This is a genomic window from Mesorhizobium sp. WSM4842 (genome assembly GCF_055901575.1).
Genome location: NZ_CM148372.1, coordinates 4,480,403 through 4,496,333 on the forward strand (window position 1 = coordinate 4,480,403; position 15,931 = coordinate 4,496,333).

The window sequence follows — 15,931 nt, forward strand, 5'->3', positions numbered from 1 at the left end:
GCCTCGCGGCGGCGGCCAGTCTTCGGCGCTGTCTTGAAAGAGGAGAGTTGAATGCGCGGCTTCCTGCTGAACCGGCTCTCGCAGAGCCTCATCCTGCTCCTGATCGTCTCGCTCATCGGGTTCCTCGTCCTGAACCTGCTACCGGGGGGGCCACTGGCGCAATTCGGGCTCGATCCGAGCATGACGCAGGACGATCTCGATCGCCTGAAAGAGCAATTGGGGCTGAATCGGCCGCTGTGGATGCAATATCTCGACTGGGCCTGGCGGCTTCTCCAGGGCGACTGGGGCCACTCCTTCCGCGACGGCGCGCCTGTGCTGGCCGTGATTGGCCGGCACGTCTTTGCCACGCTGCTGCTGATGGGTACGTCCACCGCGATTGCGATCGCGATCGGCACCTGGATCGGTATCCGCGGCGCCACGCACCGCTACTCGCTGTTCGACCATCTGGCGACGATCGGCGCCATGGTCGCGCTGTCAATCCCGACCTTCTGGTTCGGGCTCGTCGGCATCTATATCTTCTCCCTGCGGCTGGGCTGGGTCCCTGCAGGCAACATGTACACGATCGGCGACGGTTCGGTCCTGAACTACCTGCATCACCTGATCCTGCCAAGCATCGTGCTGTCGCTGGTGCATGTCGCGATCTGGAGCCGCTACATGCGCACGGCGACGCTCGACGCCATCAGCCAGGATTTCGTCAAGACCGCCCGCGCCAAGGGCCTGAGCGAGCGCCGAGTCATAATGAAGCACGTCGTCGGCAATGCGCTTTTGCCGATGATCACACTGGCCGGGGTGCAGCTTCCCAGCATCCTGACCGGCGCGCTGGTGACGGAGACAGTGTTTACCTGGCCAGGCATGGGGCGGCTGTTCCTGGACAGCCTCGGCTACAGCGACTACCCGGTCGTGATGGGACTGCTGATGTTCTCAGCCATCCTCGTCATTCTCGGCAACCTGATCGCAGACATCGTGGTGGCGATCGTCGACCCGCGTATTCGTCTGGGTTGAGCGCGTAACCTCACGCCCAACAGGAGGCACCCGAAATGACCGCTCTCGCCGCAAATGCAGAACCAAGCCGCTGGTGGCGCAGCCGCACCGTGCGCCGGTTCACGAGCCATCACCTGGCGTTGCTGGGGGTGGCGATGATCACCGTTCTCACGCTGGCATGCGTGTTCGGCCCTCATCTCCTGCCCTATGATTCCCTATACATCGATTTGCGCGCCCGCTTTTCACCGCCGCTGACCGGCGACCACTATCTCGGGACCGATCCTTTGGGGCGGGACGTGGCGGCGCGACTGTTCATGGCGGGGAGGACCTCACTGCTGGTGGCTTTCTCTGCCATGCTGCTGTCGACGCTTATCGGAACGTTCGTCGGCGTGATCGCGGGCTACCGCGGCGGCTGGATCGGCGCAGCGCTGATGCGCACGGTCGACGGCTTCCTGTCATTCCCCTCCATCTTCCTGCTGCTGGCCTTGGCCGCGGCACTGAAGCCAAGCCCGGCCATGGTCACCGTGATCGTCGCTGTCACCAGCTGGATGGAGGTAGCCCGAATTGTCGAGGCCGAGGTGCGGTCATTGCGCGAGCGCGAGTTTGTGCTGGCCGGGCGCATGCTGGGACTGAGCGGCACGCACATCATGTTCCGCGAAATCCTTCCAAACGCCATGGGTCCGATCATCGTGGCCGCTACCCTGACAGTGGCGCGCGCGATCCTGCTGGAAGCCTATATCAGTTTCCTGGGTTATGGCATTCAGCCGCCGCTACCCAGCTGGGGCAACATGCTCGAGGGCGCCCAGCAGTATCTGGACAGTGCGCCCTGGCTGGCGATCATTCCCGGGGCCGCCATCACCATGGCCGTGACAAGTTTCAATTTCATCGGCGACGGGCTGCGTGATGCGCTCGACGTGCGAGACGACCGTGTCTGATCTGTCGACAAATGCGGCCCAATTCCGATCCCGAAAACCCAGTGAGAAGTGACTCACATGCACGAGCCGAAAGTCGCCGACAAAAACACACCCTACTGGTGGGAAGCGGCGCCCGTCATGCCGCTGCCGCCGCAGCCCCTGGCCAGGAAGGTCGATGTGGCGATCGTCGGCGCCGGCTACGCCGGCCTTTCGGCCGGGCTTGCGCTGGCGCGCGAGGGGCGTTCGGTTGCAGCTTTTGATGCGATGAATCCGGGCGAGGGTGCTTCAACGCGCAATGGCGGAATTACCAGCGGGAGTATCCGGCTGGACTACGCCACGATCACCCGGCGCTTCGGCGAAGAAAAAACCATGGCGATCGAGGCCGAGGGCAAGGTCGCGCGCGAATTCCTTTACGACTTCATCAAGTCGGAAAAGCTCGACTGCGACTTTCAACTGGTTGGCCTGTTCAAGGGCGCCATCGGATATGAACAGTACGAGAAGATGGCCCGCGGCGCCGAGGCGTTGGCGAGGAAACTGGGGATCGAATCTTACGCTGTTCCATATGCAAAGCAGCGCAACTACGTCGGCACCGACTTCTATCGCGGCGGCATGGTCCGGATGGACATCGGTGGGCTGCACCCGGCCAAATTCCACGCGGAGCTCCTGCGGGTGGCGCTCGCTTCGGGACTGGCGGTGCATTCGAACACGCCCGTGACCTCGATTGAAAGGGATAGCTCCGGGTTCCGCGTCGCGACTTCGGCCGGAACGGTGCAGGCGCGGCAGGTGCTGGTCTGCACAAATGGCTACACGGATGGCGCCAGTCCCTTCCTGCGCCGTCGGCTGGTTCCGGTTCGCAGCCGGATCATTGCCACCGAGGAACTCGCGCCTGAGGTGATGGCGCGCCTGATGCCGAAGCGGATGATGATGGGCGAGGGCCGCGAGCTTGGCTTCTATTACCGCCCTTCGCCGGACGGCAGACGCATCCTGCTCGGCGGGCGCGACAGCTCGCGTGCAGGCGATCCGGCAGCCCCGACGCTCCGTCTGCGAAACGGGCTGGGCGAAATTTTCCCAGAACTGGAGAAGGTTCGCCTTTCGCACAGCTGGTTCGGCAATGTGGCGATGCACCGCGACATGCTGCCCAGGATCTTCGAGAAGGATGGCGTGGTCTATGCCACCGGCTTCTGCGGTTCGGGCGTGGTCTGGGCGCCATGGGTCGGCATGCGTGCGGCTCACAAGCTGATGGGACATAGCGATCGGGCGCGCACCGCATTCGATTTCCGACCGCCTGCGGCGATCCCGCTCTATCGCGGCAATCCGTGGTTCATCCCGGCCGTTATCAAGGCCTACGCCCTGCAGGACCGTATCGCCTGGTGGCGCGCCAGCCGCTGAAGGCCGAAGGGTGGCGATCTCTCGACCCTTGCCGAACGATAGCGGCGACAAGGAACAGCATCACATGCACTACATCTCCACGCGCGGCCATCCCGAACGCAGGAAGTTCTGCGAGATTCTGCTTGAAGGTCTTGCCCCGGATGGCGGCCTCTATGTGCCCGAGGTCTACCCTCGGCTGGATGATGCTACGCTGGATCGGTGGCGCGGCTTGTCCTACCCAGTGCTCGCCTTTGAAATCCTGTCGCTCTACATCGACGATATTCCGCCCGCTGACCTGAAGGCCATCTGTGCAAAGACCTACAGGCCCGAGGTTTTTGGGACCGCCAGGATCGCGCCCGTGCGAACGCTTGAGACGGGTCTCCATGTGGCGGAACTGTCGAACGGTCCCACCCTGGCGTTCAAGGACATGGCGATGCAGTTGCTCGGCAATCTGCTCGAGTATGAACTGGCGCGGCGGGGTGTGGAGCTGAATATCCTCGGGGCAACCAGTGGCGACACAGGCAGCGCGGCGGAATATGCCATGCGCGGCAAGAAGGGCATTCGCGTCTTCATGATGTCGCCCCACGGACGCATGAGCGCCTTTCAGCAAGCCCAGATGTTCAGCCTGCAGGACGACAACATTCAGAACATTGCCATCGAAGGGGTGTTCGACGATTGCCAAGACATCGTGAAAGCCGTGTCCGGCGATGCTGACTTCAAGAGGCGCCACCGGATCGGCGCCGTCAATTCGATCAACTGGGCCCGGCTGGTCGCTCAGGTGGTGTATTACTTCTCTGCCTATTTTCAGGTGACTGAAGAGAATTCGTCAGAGGTCGACTTCGCCGTTCCCTCGGGCAATTTCGGCAATGTCTGCGCCGGTCATGTTGCGCGCATGATGGGCCTTCCCATTGCCCGTCTCGTCATTGCGACCAACGAGAACGACGTGCTCGATGAGTTTTTCCGCACTGGGGTGTATCGCGTGCGGGGCCGGGCGGATACCTATGAAACCTCGAGCCCATCCATGGACATTTCCAAGGCCTCCAATCTCGAGCGTTTCGTGTTCGACTGGCTCGGTCGCGACGCCAGCCGGACGAGATCGCTGTTCGACGATCAACTGCGCGAAAGCGGGTCGTTCGATCTCAGCGGGGATCCCGCCTTCGGGAAGGCGGCGGACCATTTTGGTTTCCGCAGCGGGAAGAGCACCCACGCCGACCGGTTGGAGACGATCCGTGACGCGTGGCACCGCTCCAACGCGCTGATCGATCCACACACTGCAGACGGCGTGAAGGTCGCGCGCGAGCATTCGGTTTCGGATGTGCCGATGATCGTGCTCGAGACGGCCCTGCCGGTCAAATTTGCGGAGACCATCAGAGAGGCCCTGGGCCGAGAGCCAGTTCCTCCGCAACGGTTCGATGGCATAGAGGGTTTGCCGAGACGGTTCAAACTGCTTCCCGCCGATGCACAGACCGTAAAGACCTACATCGCCGAAACCCTGCAGGCCGCGGTCTGCTGAAAGGCTGCTTCCGCGACCGGGACCTTTTTCGCCATGGCCGTATATACCGAGCTGTCACCCGACGAAGTCGCAACCTTCTTTCAGGCTCTGGGCCTGGGACAGCCGAATTCCGTTCGCGGCAGCACGAGCGGAATTGAGAACACGAACTACTTTGTGGATACCGAGGCAGGCGAATATGTGCTGACCCTGTTCGAGCGGCTCACGTTCGAGCAATTGCCCTTCTACCTTCACCTGATGAAGCACCTTGCGGCGCAGCGAATGCCGGTCCCGGATCCGGTTGCCAACGTCAGAGGCGAAATCCTTCACACGCTGAAAGGCCGGCCTGCCGTGATCGTCAACAGGCTTCCTGGCGAGAGCGTGACGGCGTCGACAGAGTCGCATTGTCGCGCTGTCGGGGAGATCCTGGCGCGAATGCACGTGACCGGGAGCGACTACCCACGGCGGCAGGCCAATCCGCGCGGCCTCGAATGGTGGAACGAGGTGGTGCCGGTGGTCGGCCGCTGCGTATCTGAGGGACAGCGCTCGCTGCTCTCGAGCGAGCTGGCCTTTCAGAACCAGATTGCTGTGTCCTCCACCTACGAGCAACTCCCAAGGGGGCCGGTGCACGCTGATCTCTTTCGTGACAACGTGTTGTTTGAAGATGGTCACCTGACCGGCGTCTTCGATTTCTACTTCGCCGGATGCGACACCTTTTTGTTTGATATTGCCGTGTGCCTCAATGACTGGTGCGTCGATAGTGGCACCGGCCGCCAAGACACTAAGCAAGTTGCCGCCTTTCTCGGCGCGTATGAGTCAGTTCGCGCGCTCACTGGACCCGAACGCTTATTGCTTCCTGCGATGCAGCGCGCTGGAGCCTTTCGTTTTTGGTTATCGCGTCTCTGGGATCTGTACCAGCCCCGGGAAGCTGCGCTCCTCAAAGCACACGATCCAAGCCACTTCGAGCGCATGTTGCGCGTGCTCCGGGGAGAGATCGCATGAGCAAGACCGCGAAGATCACAAATGGAAGTGGAAGCACGATGGCACCGACTCTCAAAGACCACGTTCGCGAGCTGCTTTCGCAGATCGAGACGGAGGGCCTGTACAAGCGCGAGCGCGTCATCACCTCGCCCCAGTCGTCCGAGATCGAGGTGGGCGGCGAAAAGGTGCTGAATTTCTGCGCCAACAACTATCTCGGGCTCGCAGACAGCGCCGAATTGCGCGACGCGGCCAAGCAGGCGCTTGACCGCTACGGGTACGGCATGGCGTCGGTGCGTTTCATCTGCGGCACGCAGGAAGAGCACAAGCAGCTCGAGGCAAAGATATCGAGCTTCCTCGGTATGGAGGACACAATCCTCTACGGTTCCTGTTTCGATGCCAATGGCGGCCTGTTCGAGACGCTGCTTTCCGAGGAGGACGCGGTCATTTCCGACGCGCTGAACCACGCCTCGATCATCGACGGCGTCAGGCTCTCCAAAGCAAAACGCTTTCGCTATGCCAACAACGACATGGCGGCGCTCGAGGAGGAATTGAAGAAGGCCGAAGGCAGCCGCTTCAAGCTGATCGCCACCGACGGCGTTTTTTCCATGGACGGCATCATCGCCAATCTCCAGGGCGTCTGCGACCTCGCGGAAAAATACGATGCAATGGTGATGGTGGATGACAGCCATGCAGTCGGCTTCGTTGGCAAGAACGGCCGCGGCACGCCGGAATATTGCGGCGTCGAGGGCCGGGTCCATATACTCACCGGCACGCTCGGCAAGGCGCTGGGGGGTGCCTCGGGTGGCTACACGGCGGCGAGCAGCCCGGTGGTCGAATGGCTGCGCCAGCGCTCGCGGCCCTATCTATTTTCCAACACGCTGATGCCTGCGATCGCCGGGGCCTCGCTGAAGGTGCTGGATATGATCGAGCAGGGCGGCGGCTTGCGTCGCCGGCTCTACGACAACGCCTCGCGCTTCCGCGCCAACATGGAAAAAGCGGGCTTCACGCTGGCCGGAGCCGACCACCCGATCATTCCTGTGATGATCGGCGATGCCGCGCTGGCTTCGCAAATGGCCGACATGCTGCTTGAGCGCGGCATCTACGTGATCGGCTTTTCCTTCCCCGTCGTGCCCAAGGGCCAGGCCCGCATCAGGACGCAGATGTCGGCCGCCCATTCGGCCGCCGATATCGACCGGGCAGTGGCTGCGTTCGGTGAGGTGGGTCGCGAACTTGGAGTGATTGGCTGATGTCCAACATGATGCGCGCACTCGTTAAATCTCGCGCCGAGCCGGGCATCTGGATGGAAGAAGTGCCGGTGCCGGAAATCGGCCCCAACGACGTTCTGATCAAGATCAAGAAGACCGCGATCTGCGGTACCGACGTCCACATCTACAATTGGGATCAGTGGGCGCAAAAGACCGTGCCGGTGCCGATGGTGACCGGCCACGAATTCGTCGGCACTGTCGCCGACTTCGGCGCGGCGGTCACCGAATACAAGATCGGCCAGCGTGTTTCGGGCGAAGGCCACATCGTCTGCGGCCATTGCCGCAATTGCCGGGCGGGCAGGGGGCATCTGTGCCGCAACACGCTCGGCGTCGGCGTCAACCGGCCGGGCGCCTTCGGCGAATATCTGGCGATCCCGCAGCACAATGTCGTGCCGATCCCCGACGATGTGCCCGACGAGATCGCTGCAATCTTCGATCCCTTAGGCAATGCGGTTCACACCGCGTTGTCCTTCGATCTCGTCGGCGAGGACGTGCTGGTCACCGGCGCCGGGCCGATCGGCATCATGGGTGCGCTGGTGGCGCAGTGCGTCGGCGCGCGAAAAGTGGTCATCACCGACATCAACCCGGTGCGGCTGGCGCTGGCGAAAAAACTCGGCGTCCAGCATGTGGTCGACGCGTCGAAGGAAAAGCTGCGCGATATCATGCCGGCGCTCGGCATGACCGAAGGTTTTGACGTCGGCCTCGAAATGTCGGGTGCGGCACCCGCCTTCCGCGACATGATCGACGCCATGAACAATGGCGGCAAGATCGCCATTTTGGGCATCGCGCCGACCGGCTTCGAGATCGACTGGAACAAGGTCATCTTCAAGATGCTGCATCTCAAGGGCATCTATGGCCGCGAGATGTTCGAGACCTGGTACAAGATGATCGCACTGGTGCAGGGACCGCTCGATGTCAGCGGCCTGATCACCCACCGCATCGGCGTGGACGACTATATCTCCGGCTTCGAGGCGATGAAGAGCGGCAATTCGGGCAAGGTGGTGATGGACTGGTGACGGCGGCCTTGGGGCTGGACTCCAGGGCTCGCCATTCGCGGCGTGAACGCCCGGGAACAACGCGATTTTTGAGTTCGTGAGGGCGATGATGACGCTTCTTTATCATTCAGGGCTATCGAATCCAGGACTTGATTGCCATCTGGCGCCTCTGACAGCGGGTAGTCGTGTTGAGAGGCATCCCTCAACGAGACCGGGCAAGCAGCAATGAAGACTCAAATAGTCGTCATTGGCGGTGGGGCTGGAGGTCTTGAACTCGTGCGGCGGCTCGGAGCACGTCTCGGCCGTAAGGATTTCGATATCATTCTTGTGGAGCGGAACCACACCCATGTCTGGAAGCCGCTCCTCCATGAGGTCGCGGCCGGATCACTCGACGCAAATCTTGACGAAGTTGGCTACCGCGGACACGGGCACCGTTGGGGCTACCGCTTCTTCTACGGGTCGTTGGAGGCCATCGATCGCACAGCGCGGCAGGTTATAGTGGCGCCGATTTTCGACGATGACGGGTCGGAGCTGGTTGGTCGACATCGGCTCAGATACGATTACCTCGTTATCGCAATCGGGTCGGTTTCAAACGACTTCGGTACTCCCGGAGTCAAGGATCACTGTCTTTTCCTCGAAGACCGTCATCAAGCGGATCGCTTTCGATTGAAGTTGTTGAATCATTGTCTTCGAGTTTCCAGGACAATGTCAGCTGATCCAACCGACGACGCGTTTGTTGATATAGCTATCGTAGGTGGCGGTGCGACAGGCGTTGAACTCGCTGCTGAACTCTACAATGCTGCATCATCTCTTAGACATTATGGCCTGGAAGTCTTCGACGAGACCCGGCTGAGGGTCACATTGATAGAGGCCGGGCCGCGAATTCTTCCGGCTCTCCCAGATGCTTTAGCAAAGGCCGCACATCAGGAACTTGAGGCCCTCGGCGTCCGGGTGCTCGCAAACACAGCTGTATCGGAAGCAACGGAAACGGGATTGAGGTGCGCTACCGGGGAGCAGATACACGCCAATATTTGCGTCTGGGCTGCAGGAGTGCAGGGGGCAAATATTCTAGGAGAGCTCGACGGACTTGAGGTGGCGCGTAGCAGGCAACTTGTCGTCCTCCCCACCCTCCAAACGAGCCGGGACGAGCGCATCTTCGCCATAGGCGATTGCTGCTTTTTCAAGCCAGAGGGGGCGGGCGGCCCGGTGCCACCACGAGCTCAGGCTGCCCACCAGATGGCATCGACCGCTTATCGCAACATTCTTCACGTGATTGCTGGGGAAACGCCGGAAGCATTTGTCTATCGGGACAAGGGCTCGTTAGTGTCGTTGAGCCGGTTTTCCACCGTCGGTAGCTTAATGGGAAACCTCGTCGGAGGGCGGATGGCGATTGAGGGGCGGCTGGCCAGGATGATCTACGTGTCTTTGTACCGCATGCACTTGCTGGCCATACATGGCTGGATCAAGGGCCTGGCTCTTATCCTGGTCGGCCATGTCAACCGCGTTGTCCGTCCGCGTCTCAAATTGCATTGACGTTGCTTAGGCTCGTGGACACGCTACGGCACAGGATCGACGCCCGAGTGGCCTTGCCGCATGCCGCCATCGCTAACGGTGGTGCGTGGTACAGCAGTGCTGCGGGCTAGCACGTTAGATCAGCGGTGGGACGCGTTTGCGCGGATCAGCGCGTCGGCCATGTAGAGATCCTGTAGTGAGATACCAGAACTGTCGAAGACCGTGATTTCGTTGTCGAAGCGGCGTCCGGGCGCACGCTTTTCAATGACGTCGCCGATTGGTGTTACCGCAAGCACGCCGGCGTCGATCTCGTCGCGCAAATGTTGGAACTCGCCGATCTGGACGGACTGGGAAAGCAGATCACAAAACAGACGTGCCCTGGGAAACAATTCGCTCGGCAATTCGCGCTTGCCCGGAGCATCCGACCCCATGCTGACGATATGGGTTCCGGGTCCCACCCAAGCGGCGTCGAACAGCGGTTCGCGTGAGGGTGTCGCCGTCACCACGATGTCGGCCGCGCGCACGGCTTCTTCGGGCAAGGCAGCGCGCGCCTCCAGACCCCTTTCTCCGATCTGATCGACAAGCGCGTCGCGTCGCGGCGAAGGCCGGGCCACGACCAGCACGGTTTCGATTGGGCGGATGCGTGCCAGCGCCATCACTTCGAGGCCCGCCTGGTTGCCGGCGCCGAATATCGCCAGAACCTTGGCTTGCTTGCTCGCAAGAAGATCGGCCGCAACCGCGTCGGCGGCGGCCGTCCTGTAGGCGTTGACCTTGCCGGCCTCGATTACGGCGCCGAGCCGACCTGTATGCTGATCGAGCAGCACGATGGTGGAGTTGTGGCGGGGAAGGCCACGTGCCGGGTTGCCCGACCAGAAGGAACCAATTTTCACTCCAGTCAGGTCGTCCGACGAACCGGATTTGATTGAGAAGGTATTGGTCGCCTCCTGTGTGCGCCCGAGAACAGCGGGAAAGACCAAGCTCTGCGGCGATGCTGCCGCCACGAGAGCCTCCCGCGCCGCCTCGAAGGCAAGTTCATGCGTGACGAGGGCGGCTGACTCCTCTTCGCTGATGTAGATCATCCAAAATTCCTTCTGAGCATCAAGCGTTTCATCGCTGGGGAATGTTGCGGCTAAGCCATTGATGAGGCTGGGATCACGTCCATTGTGAATCGTGCGGACGCCGATCGCGGGGCAGCCACGAAGGGCGATTCAAGGTGCCAGATATTCCTCGCCCGATTTGCGCCATATGGCATGCCGACGGACGGCTCAAAACGAATGATCCCGCTGAATTCAAAGGTCAAAACAGCAGCGAAAACTGTCCGCCTGGCGCGACTCTAAGGTCCGACTTCAATCTGACTTTGGATCAAGCGACAGCGTTGCACTTATGGCCGTTGATCATGACAGGGATATCGTCAGCGCCCCGACCGAGCTGATGAAATTCGAGACCCGCCATGTGCCGGGCGCGCTGAAGCTGTCGCAGGAGATGGGCTGGCCTTATCGCCAGGAGGACTGGGAATTTGCCGTGACGGTCGGCAATGGCCTAGTCCTCGAGCGGGCGGGACAGGTGATCGGCACTGCCATGTCCTGGAATTACGGACAGGCCTATGCCACTGCCGGGATGATCATAGTCACTGGCTCCGCGCAAGGCGGTGGCAACGGCTCCCGGCTTTTTGACGGGTTGCTTCAGGCCACGGACGGGCGCAACGTGCTGCTCAATTCGACGGAAGAGGGGCTCGCGCTCTACAAGCGACGCGGCTTCAATGCCTGGGGCACGGTGCTTCAGCACCAGGGCTCGCTGACCGTTGCCGTGACGCAGAGTACCCGCGATGGCATCCGTCAGGCGACGGTCCCAGACCTCGCGGCGATCCAGGCCTTCGACGAACGGGCCACAGGCATGCCCCGGCCGTCGATGGTGGCTGGCCTCGCTGATGCGGGCAATGTTTTGGTCATCGAACGCGCGGGGCGTATTGCAGGCTACGCCATCGCCAGGCGGTTCGGCCGCGGCTACGTGGTCGGCCCTGTTGCAGCCGAAAGCGCCCAAGACGCGCGACTCCTGATCCTGGCCCAGCTTGCGACGCTTCACGGCCAATTCGTGCGCATCGACGTCTATGCCGAACACGGATTGGGCGACTGGCTGGATAGCCTGGGCCTCGCGCGCGTCGGTGCTGCGATCGCGATGGTCAAGGGGCGACGGCCCGTCTCCGACGGGACGGCCCGCATGTATGCCGTGGCAAATCAGTCGTTCGGTTAAGGAATGAGGTAGGGGAGCGATGGATACGAGTGTAAAGACACGTGAAGCGGCCCAAACGATCGACGCCCTCATCACCCCGTCGCTGCTTCTGGACCGGGGACGGCTCGAGCGCAATATCCAGCGTCTGGCCGAGCATGCCAGAAAGCTTGGCGTGGTGCTGCGCCCGCATATGAAGACGGCCAAAAGCATCGACGTCACCCGGTATGTGTTCCCCGGCGAACCCGGTCCGATCACGGTCTCGACCATCGCCGAGGCGGAGTATTTCGCCGGCCACGGCTTTCGAGACATGACTTATGCGGTCGGCATGTCGCCGGCTTCGGTCGTCCGCGCCATGGAGCTTTGTCGCCGTACCGGCGCTGATGTGAAGCTGTTGCTCGATTCCGTGGACCAGGCCGACGCCCTTGCCGGTGTACGCGAGGACACCGGCGTGACGCCGTCCGTCTTCATCGAACTGGACTGCGATGACCATCGCGGTGGATTGAAGCCGGACGATCCCAAGCTGCTCGAGGTGGCCAACAGGGTCGTCGCAGCAGGCGCCAACCTGGTCGGCGTCCTCGCCCATGCCGGCGAGTCCTATGGCTTGAGCACGGCCGATGCGCTGGTCAAGGCAGCCGAGAACGAGCGTTCGGCCACCGTGCGCGCCACCGAAACTTTGCGCGCTCACGGCCATGCCTGCCCGATCGTCAGCCTAGGCTCCACGCCGACGGCGCACTTCGCCGAGAACCTCGAAGGCGTCACGGAGCTGCGCGCCGGGGTCTACATGTTCTTTGACCTCGTCCAGCACGGGGTAGGGGTCTGCGGTCTCGACGATATCGCGATTTCCGTGTTGGCCACGGTGATCGGGTCCAAGCCGGAAAAGGGTTGGGTGCTGGTCGACGCGGGGTGGATGGCGCTTTCGCGCGACCGGGGAACCGCAAACCAGCAGATCGACCAAGGTTACGGCGTGGTCTGCGACGAAAAGGGGCGGGTGCTTGAAGATGTGATCGTGGCGCAGGCCAGCCAGGAACACGGTATCCTCGCCATTCGTGCTGGTTCTGGAAAGTCCATGCCCGATTTGCCGCTCGGGGCTCGGGTCCGGATTCTGCCCAACCATGCCTGCGCGATGGCCGCCCAGCATCACTTCTACGCCGTCGTCAACGGGGACAGTCCCAGGATCGAAGCGCGTTGGGAGCGGATCCGCGGATGGTAGGGGCTCCAATCGCAACGCTTTGCATGGCGCCCATGCAAACTGACGCACTGGTGGTGCAACTATGAAGCTTACATCTTATTGGCTGGACACCTCTCAGCCGTTCAATGAGGGCACGTCCAAACCGCTCGAAGGCCACTACGACGTGGCGGTTGTGGGCGGCGGCTTGACTGGATCCTCCGCGGCGCTGGCCCTCGCCAAGAAGGGCGCCCGGGTTGCACTGTTGGAGGCCAAAACGATCGGCAACGCCGCATCCGGCCGCAATGGCGGCATGTGCAACAACGGTTTTGCCCAGAACTATGCCATCATGGCCGGCAAGCACGGCAAGCCGGCCGCAAACGCGCTCTACAAGGCCTTCGACGCTGGCGTCGACATGGTCGAGCGGCTGGTGCAGGAAGAACGGATCGACTGCAGCTTCGCCCGTGTCGGCAAGCTCAAGCTTGCGGCCAAGCCTGAGCACTACGACATGCTGGCGCGCAGCCAGGAACTCTTGGCGGCCAATGTCGATCCCGGAACCAGGATGATCGCGCGCGCCGACCTGCTAACCGAAGTCGGCACCAACCGCTACTATGGTGGGCTGCTGTTTCCCAAGAGCGCCAGCATGCATGTCGGCCGGTTCGTCCGGGGTCTGGCGACCGCCGCGGCACGGCGTGGCGCCGAGGTCCATGAACGGGCTCCCGTCATCGCGATGCGCAAGGTCACCGCCGGGCATGAAGTAGAGACCCCGCGCGGCAAGATCGTCGCGCGTCAGGTCCTGCTGGCGAGCGGCATTTCCCAGGTTGGTCCGCTCGGATGGATACGCCGTCGCATCGTGCCGGTCGGCGCCTTCTTGATTGTGACGGAACCGCTGTCGCCTTCGCAACTCGAGCGCCTCATGCCGACCCGACGCAATGTCGTCGACACGCGCAACCTCGTTGTCTACTGGCGGCTCACGCCGGACAATCGTATGCTGTTCGGCGGGCGAGCGCGGTTTGCGGTGTCCAATCCTCAATCCGACGAAAAGAGCGGCCGCATCCTGAAAGCGGCGATGGTCGAAGTCTATCCGGAACTGGCCAGCACCCGGGTCGATTACTGCTGGGGCGGCATGGTAGATATGACCCGCGATCGCCTGCCGCGCGCCGGAGAGCGCGACGGCATCTACTACTCAATGGGCTATAGCGGACACGGCACCCAGATGTCGACGCTGATGGGCAGCATCATGGCCGAGGTCATGGACGGGCGCCCCGATCTGAACCCCTGGAAGGATTTCGACTGGCCGGCGATCCCTGGATACTTCGGGCGTCCCTGGTTCCTGCCGATCCTCGGTGCCTATTACCGCATGAAGGACCTCGTGACATGACCACGCCCCTTGAACACCTGTCCCGCAACGGCCGCCTGGGCAGGTTCTTCATCGACGGCGAATGGCGCGAGCCGCGGGGCACCGCCACGGGCGTCGTGGTCAATCCGGCCACGGAAGAGGTTGTGGCCCCGTTTCCGCTCGGAAACAGCGAGGACGTGGACGCGGCCGTCTCGGCGGCCCGCCGGGCATTCACCACCTGGAGCCGTACCAAGCCGGAACACCGCGCGGGTCTGCTTGATCGCCTGCAGGCGCTGCTCGAAGCGCGCAACGAACTGCTTGCGCAATGCTTGAGCCTCGAAATGGGCGCGGCGATCGGATATGCGCGCACCGCGCAGGTGCCGCTCGCGATCGCCCATGTGAGGGTCGCTCGCGATGTCCTGACAGCCTTCCCCTTCGTCGAGCAGCGCGGCCACACCGCCGTCACCCACGAACCGATCGGTGTCTGCGCCCTGATCACGCCTTGGAACTGGCCACTCTACCAGATCACCGCCAAGGTTGCGCCGGCGCTCGCCGCAGGCTGCACGGTCGTGCTGAAGCCAAGCGAGCTCTCTCCTCTGGACGCCCTGCTGTTCGCCGAGGCTATTGAGGAAGCCGGCTTCCCTGCCGGTGCCTTCAACCTCGTCAATGGTGACGGCCCAGGCGTGGGTATGGGTCTCGCCTCCCATCCGGATGTCGACATGATCTCCATTACCGGCTCCACCCGTGCCGGCATCGCGGTGGCCCAGGCCGCCGCGCCGACGGTCAAGCGGGTCGCGCAGGAGCTCGGCGGCAAGTCGCCGAACGTGATCCTGCCCGACGCCAATCTCGATCGCGCCGTTTCGCTGGGCATAGCCGCCGCCTTCCGCAATCTCGGCCAGTCATGCAGTGCGCCGACGCGTATGATCGTGCCGCGCGCGCTGCTTTCCGAGATCGAGTCAATTGCCCAGCGGGCCGCGGATGAGATTGTCGTCGGCGATCCTCTTTCGGAGGCCACCACCCACGGAGCAATCGCCAATCGTGCTCAGTTCGACCGGACCCAAACAATGATCGACGTCGGCGTTTCGGAAGGCGCAAAACTTCTCACCGGCGGACTGGGCCGTCCGGACGGCCTAGATGTCGGGCTCTATGTGAAGCCGACCATCTTTTCCGACGTGCGCACAGGCATGCGCATCGCTCAGGAGGAGGTCTTCGGGCCGGTCCTTTGCATTATCCCCTACGACACAGTCGACGAGGCCGTCACCATCGCCAATGACACCATCTATGGCCTCGGGGCCCATGTGCAGGGCAGGGATATGGACGTCGCCAAGTACGTCGCGTCGCGGATTCGCGCCGGTCAAGTGCATCTCAACTACCCGGCGTGGGATCCACACGCGCCATTTGGTGGTTTCAAGCAATCCGGAAACGGACGCGAATACGGCCTCGAGGGCATGTTGGAGTATCTCGAGGTCAAGTCCATCCTCGGTTATTTCTAGGCGACATCTTCGCCATGTGGAGAGGGCGCAGGTGGCGCCATCTATGCCAGTGGGCCGGGCGGATCGTTAACCAGTTAAAGTGAAGACTGCGCGGCTCGCTGCGCCTGTCGCCGAGCTCTCAGGCAGCAACCAGCAGGACGTGGTGTTCGGGCGCGAAATCCACTCGAATCCCAAGTGCTCGTAGTCGATAAGCGAGGAAA

The 15,931-nt window shown here is 62.3% G+C and carries 13 protein-coding genes; 12 read left to right on the plus strand and 1 reads right to left on the minus strand.

Translation table 11 applies throughout. From position 1 onward, the window contains the following. Window positions 1–51: 51 nt before the first annotated feature. The 8 genes from AC0NIE_RS21645 (at window position 52) to AC0NIE_RS21680 (ending at window position 9,526) form a co-directional block, all read left to right on the plus strand. Window positions 52–1,002 carry an ABC transporter permease gene (locus AC0NIE_RS21645; RefSeq protein WP_095492955.1) on the plus strand — a complete coding sequence of 317 codons (951 nt, stop codon included), beginning with the start codon at window positions 52–54 and terminating at the stop codon, window positions 1,000–1,002. Between the two features lie 35 nt (window positions 1,003–1,037). Next, window positions 1,038–1,916, plus strand: coding sequence for an ABC transporter permease (locus tag AC0NIE_RS21650; RefSeq protein WP_123145912.1), 879 nt, complete (start codon window positions 1,038–1,040; stop codon window positions 1,914–1,916). A 57-nt stretch (window positions 1,917–1,973) separates the two neighbouring features. Then, window positions 1,974–3,284 carry an NAD(P)/FAD-dependent oxidoreductase gene (locus AC0NIE_RS21655; protein WP_473488312.1) on the plus strand — a complete coding sequence of 437 codons (1,311 nt, stop codon included), beginning with the start codon at window positions 1,974–1,976 and terminating at the stop codon, window positions 3,282–3,284. A 64-nt stretch (window positions 3,285–3,348) separates the two neighbouring features. Next, window positions 3,349–4,776, plus strand: a complete 1,428-nt coding sequence (thrC, locus tag AC0NIE_RS21660; RefSeq protein ID WP_473488311.1) for a threonine synthase — start codon at window positions 3,349–3,351, stop codon at window positions 4,774–4,776. Between the two features lie 33 nt (window positions 4,777–4,809). Continuing rightward, the gene (locus AC0NIE_RS21665) at window positions 4,810–5,754 is read left to right on the plus strand and encodes a homoserine kinase (RefSeq protein WP_473488310.1); all 945 of its coding nucleotides are present in this window, start codon (window positions 4,810–4,812) and stop codon (window positions 5,752–5,754) included. A gap of 38 nt (window positions 5,755–5,792) precedes the next feature. Continuing rightward, complete coding sequence (locus tag AC0NIE_RS21670) at window positions 5,793–6,980, plus strand: glycine C-acetyltransferase (protein WP_473488379.1); 1,188 nt, start codon at window positions 5,793–5,795, stop codon at window positions 6,978–6,980. After that, a complete protein-coding gene (tdh, locus tag AC0NIE_RS21675; RefSeq protein ID WP_474043997.1) occupies window positions 6,980–8,014 on the plus strand; it encodes an L-threonine 3-dehydrogenase in 1,035 nt (344 codons plus the stop codon). The genes AC0NIE_RS21670 and tdh overlap by 1 nt, the downstream gene beginning before the upstream one ends. A 204-nt stretch (window positions 8,015–8,218) precedes the next feature. Continuing rightward, the gene (locus tag AC0NIE_RS21680; RefSeq protein ID WP_473487402.1) at window positions 8,219–9,526 is read left to right on the plus strand and encodes an NAD(P)/FAD-dependent oxidoreductase; all 1,308 of its coding nucleotides are present in this window, start codon (window positions 8,219–8,221) and stop codon (window positions 9,524–9,526) included. 119 nt (window positions 9,527–9,645) lie between these two features. Here the strand turns inward: AC0NIE_RS21680 and AC0NIE_RS21685 are convergent, their stop codons facing one another. Further along, entirely contained in the window at window positions 9,646–10,584 is a 939-nt protein-coding gene (locus AC0NIE_RS21685) for an ornithine cyclodeaminase family protein (RefSeq protein WP_473487401.1), read from the minus strand. A gap of 304 nt (window positions 10,585–10,888) precedes the next feature. On the opposite strand from AC0NIE_RS21685, the gene AC0NIE_RS21690 reads away from it, so the two are divergent. From AC0NIE_RS21690 to AC0NIE_RS21705, 4 genes are all read left to right on the plus strand, one after another. Then, the gene (locus AC0NIE_RS21690; protein ID WP_123145917.1) at window positions 10,889–11,755 is read left to right on the plus strand and encodes a GNAT family N-acetyltransferase; all 867 of its coding nucleotides are present in this window, start codon (window positions 10,889–10,891) and stop codon (window positions 11,753–11,755) included. A 19-nt stretch (window positions 11,756–11,774) separates the two neighbouring features. Beyond that, entirely contained in the window at window positions 11,775–12,944 is a 1,170-nt protein-coding gene (locus tag AC0NIE_RS21695) for an alanine racemase (protein ID WP_473487400.1), read from the plus strand. A 61-nt stretch (window positions 12,945–13,005) separates the two neighbouring features. Then, entirely contained in the window at window positions 13,006–14,280 is a 1,275-nt protein-coding gene (locus AC0NIE_RS21700; RefSeq protein WP_473487399.1) for an NAD(P)/FAD-dependent oxidoreductase, read from the plus strand. Beyond that, window positions 14,277–15,731: an aldehyde dehydrogenase family protein gene (locus tag AC0NIE_RS21705; protein WP_473487398.1), complete on the plus strand. Its 1,455-nt coding sequence runs from the start codon at window positions 14,277–14,279 to the stop codon at window positions 15,729–15,731. Before AC0NIE_RS21700 ends, AC0NIE_RS21705 begins: the two co-directional genes overlap by 4 nt. Window positions 15,732–15,931: the final 200 nt, after the last annotated feature.

What these genes read in the sequence shown, in the direction of transcription:
- AC0NIE_RS21695 (WP_473487400.1), top strand. Translation starts at nt 11,775, where the DNA reads ATGGATACGAGTGTAAAGACACGTGAAGCGGCCCAAACGATCGACGCC.
- AC0NIE_RS21645 (WP_095492955.1), top strand. Translation starts at nt 52, where the DNA reads ATGCGCGGCTTCCTGCTGAACCGGCTCTCGCAGAGCCTCATCCTGCTC.
- AC0NIE_RS21705 (WP_473487398.1), top strand. Translation starts at nt 14,277, where the DNA reads ATGACCACGCCCCTTGAACACCTGTCCCGCAACGGCCGCCTGGGCAGG.
- thrC (WP_473488311.1), top strand. Translation starts at nt 3,349, where the DNA reads ATGCACTACATCTCCACGCGCGGCCATCCCGAACGCAGGAAGTTCTGC.
- AC0NIE_RS21685 (WP_473487401.1), bottom strand. Translation starts at nt 10,584, where the DNA reads ATGATCTACATCAGCGAAGAGGAGTCAGCCGCCCTCGTCACGCATGAA.
- AC0NIE_RS21665 (WP_473488310.1), top strand. Translation starts at nt 4,810, where the DNA reads ATGGCCGTATATACCGAGCTGTCACCCGACGAAGTCGCAACCTTCTTT.
- AC0NIE_RS21670 (WP_473488379.1), top strand. Translation starts at nt 5,793, where the DNA reads ATGGCACCGACTCTCAAAGACCACGTTCGCGAGCTGCTTTCGCAGATC.
- AC0NIE_RS21690 (WP_123145917.1), top strand. Translation starts at nt 10,889, where the DNA reads ATGGCCGTTGATCATGACAGGGATATCGTCAGCGCCCCGACCGAGCTG.
- AC0NIE_RS21655 (WP_473488312.1), top strand. Translation starts at nt 1,974, where the DNA reads ATGCACGAGCCGAAAGTCGCCGACAAAAACACACCCTACTGGTGGGAA.
- AC0NIE_RS21650 (WP_123145912.1), top strand. Translation starts at nt 1,038, where the DNA reads ATGACCGCTCTCGCCGCAAATGCAGAACCAAGCCGCTGGTGGCGCAGC.
- AC0NIE_RS21680 (WP_473487402.1), top strand. Translation starts at nt 8,219, where the DNA reads ATGAAGACTCAAATAGTCGTCATTGGCGGTGGGGCTGGAGGTCTTGAA.
- AC0NIE_RS21700 (WP_473487399.1), top strand. Translation starts at nt 13,006, where the DNA reads ATGAAGCTTACATCTTATTGGCTGGACACCTCTCAGCCGTTCAATGAG.
- tdh (WP_474043997.1), top strand. Translation starts at nt 6,980, where the DNA reads ATGTCCAACATGATGCGCGCACTCGTTAAATCTCGCGCCGAGCCGGGC.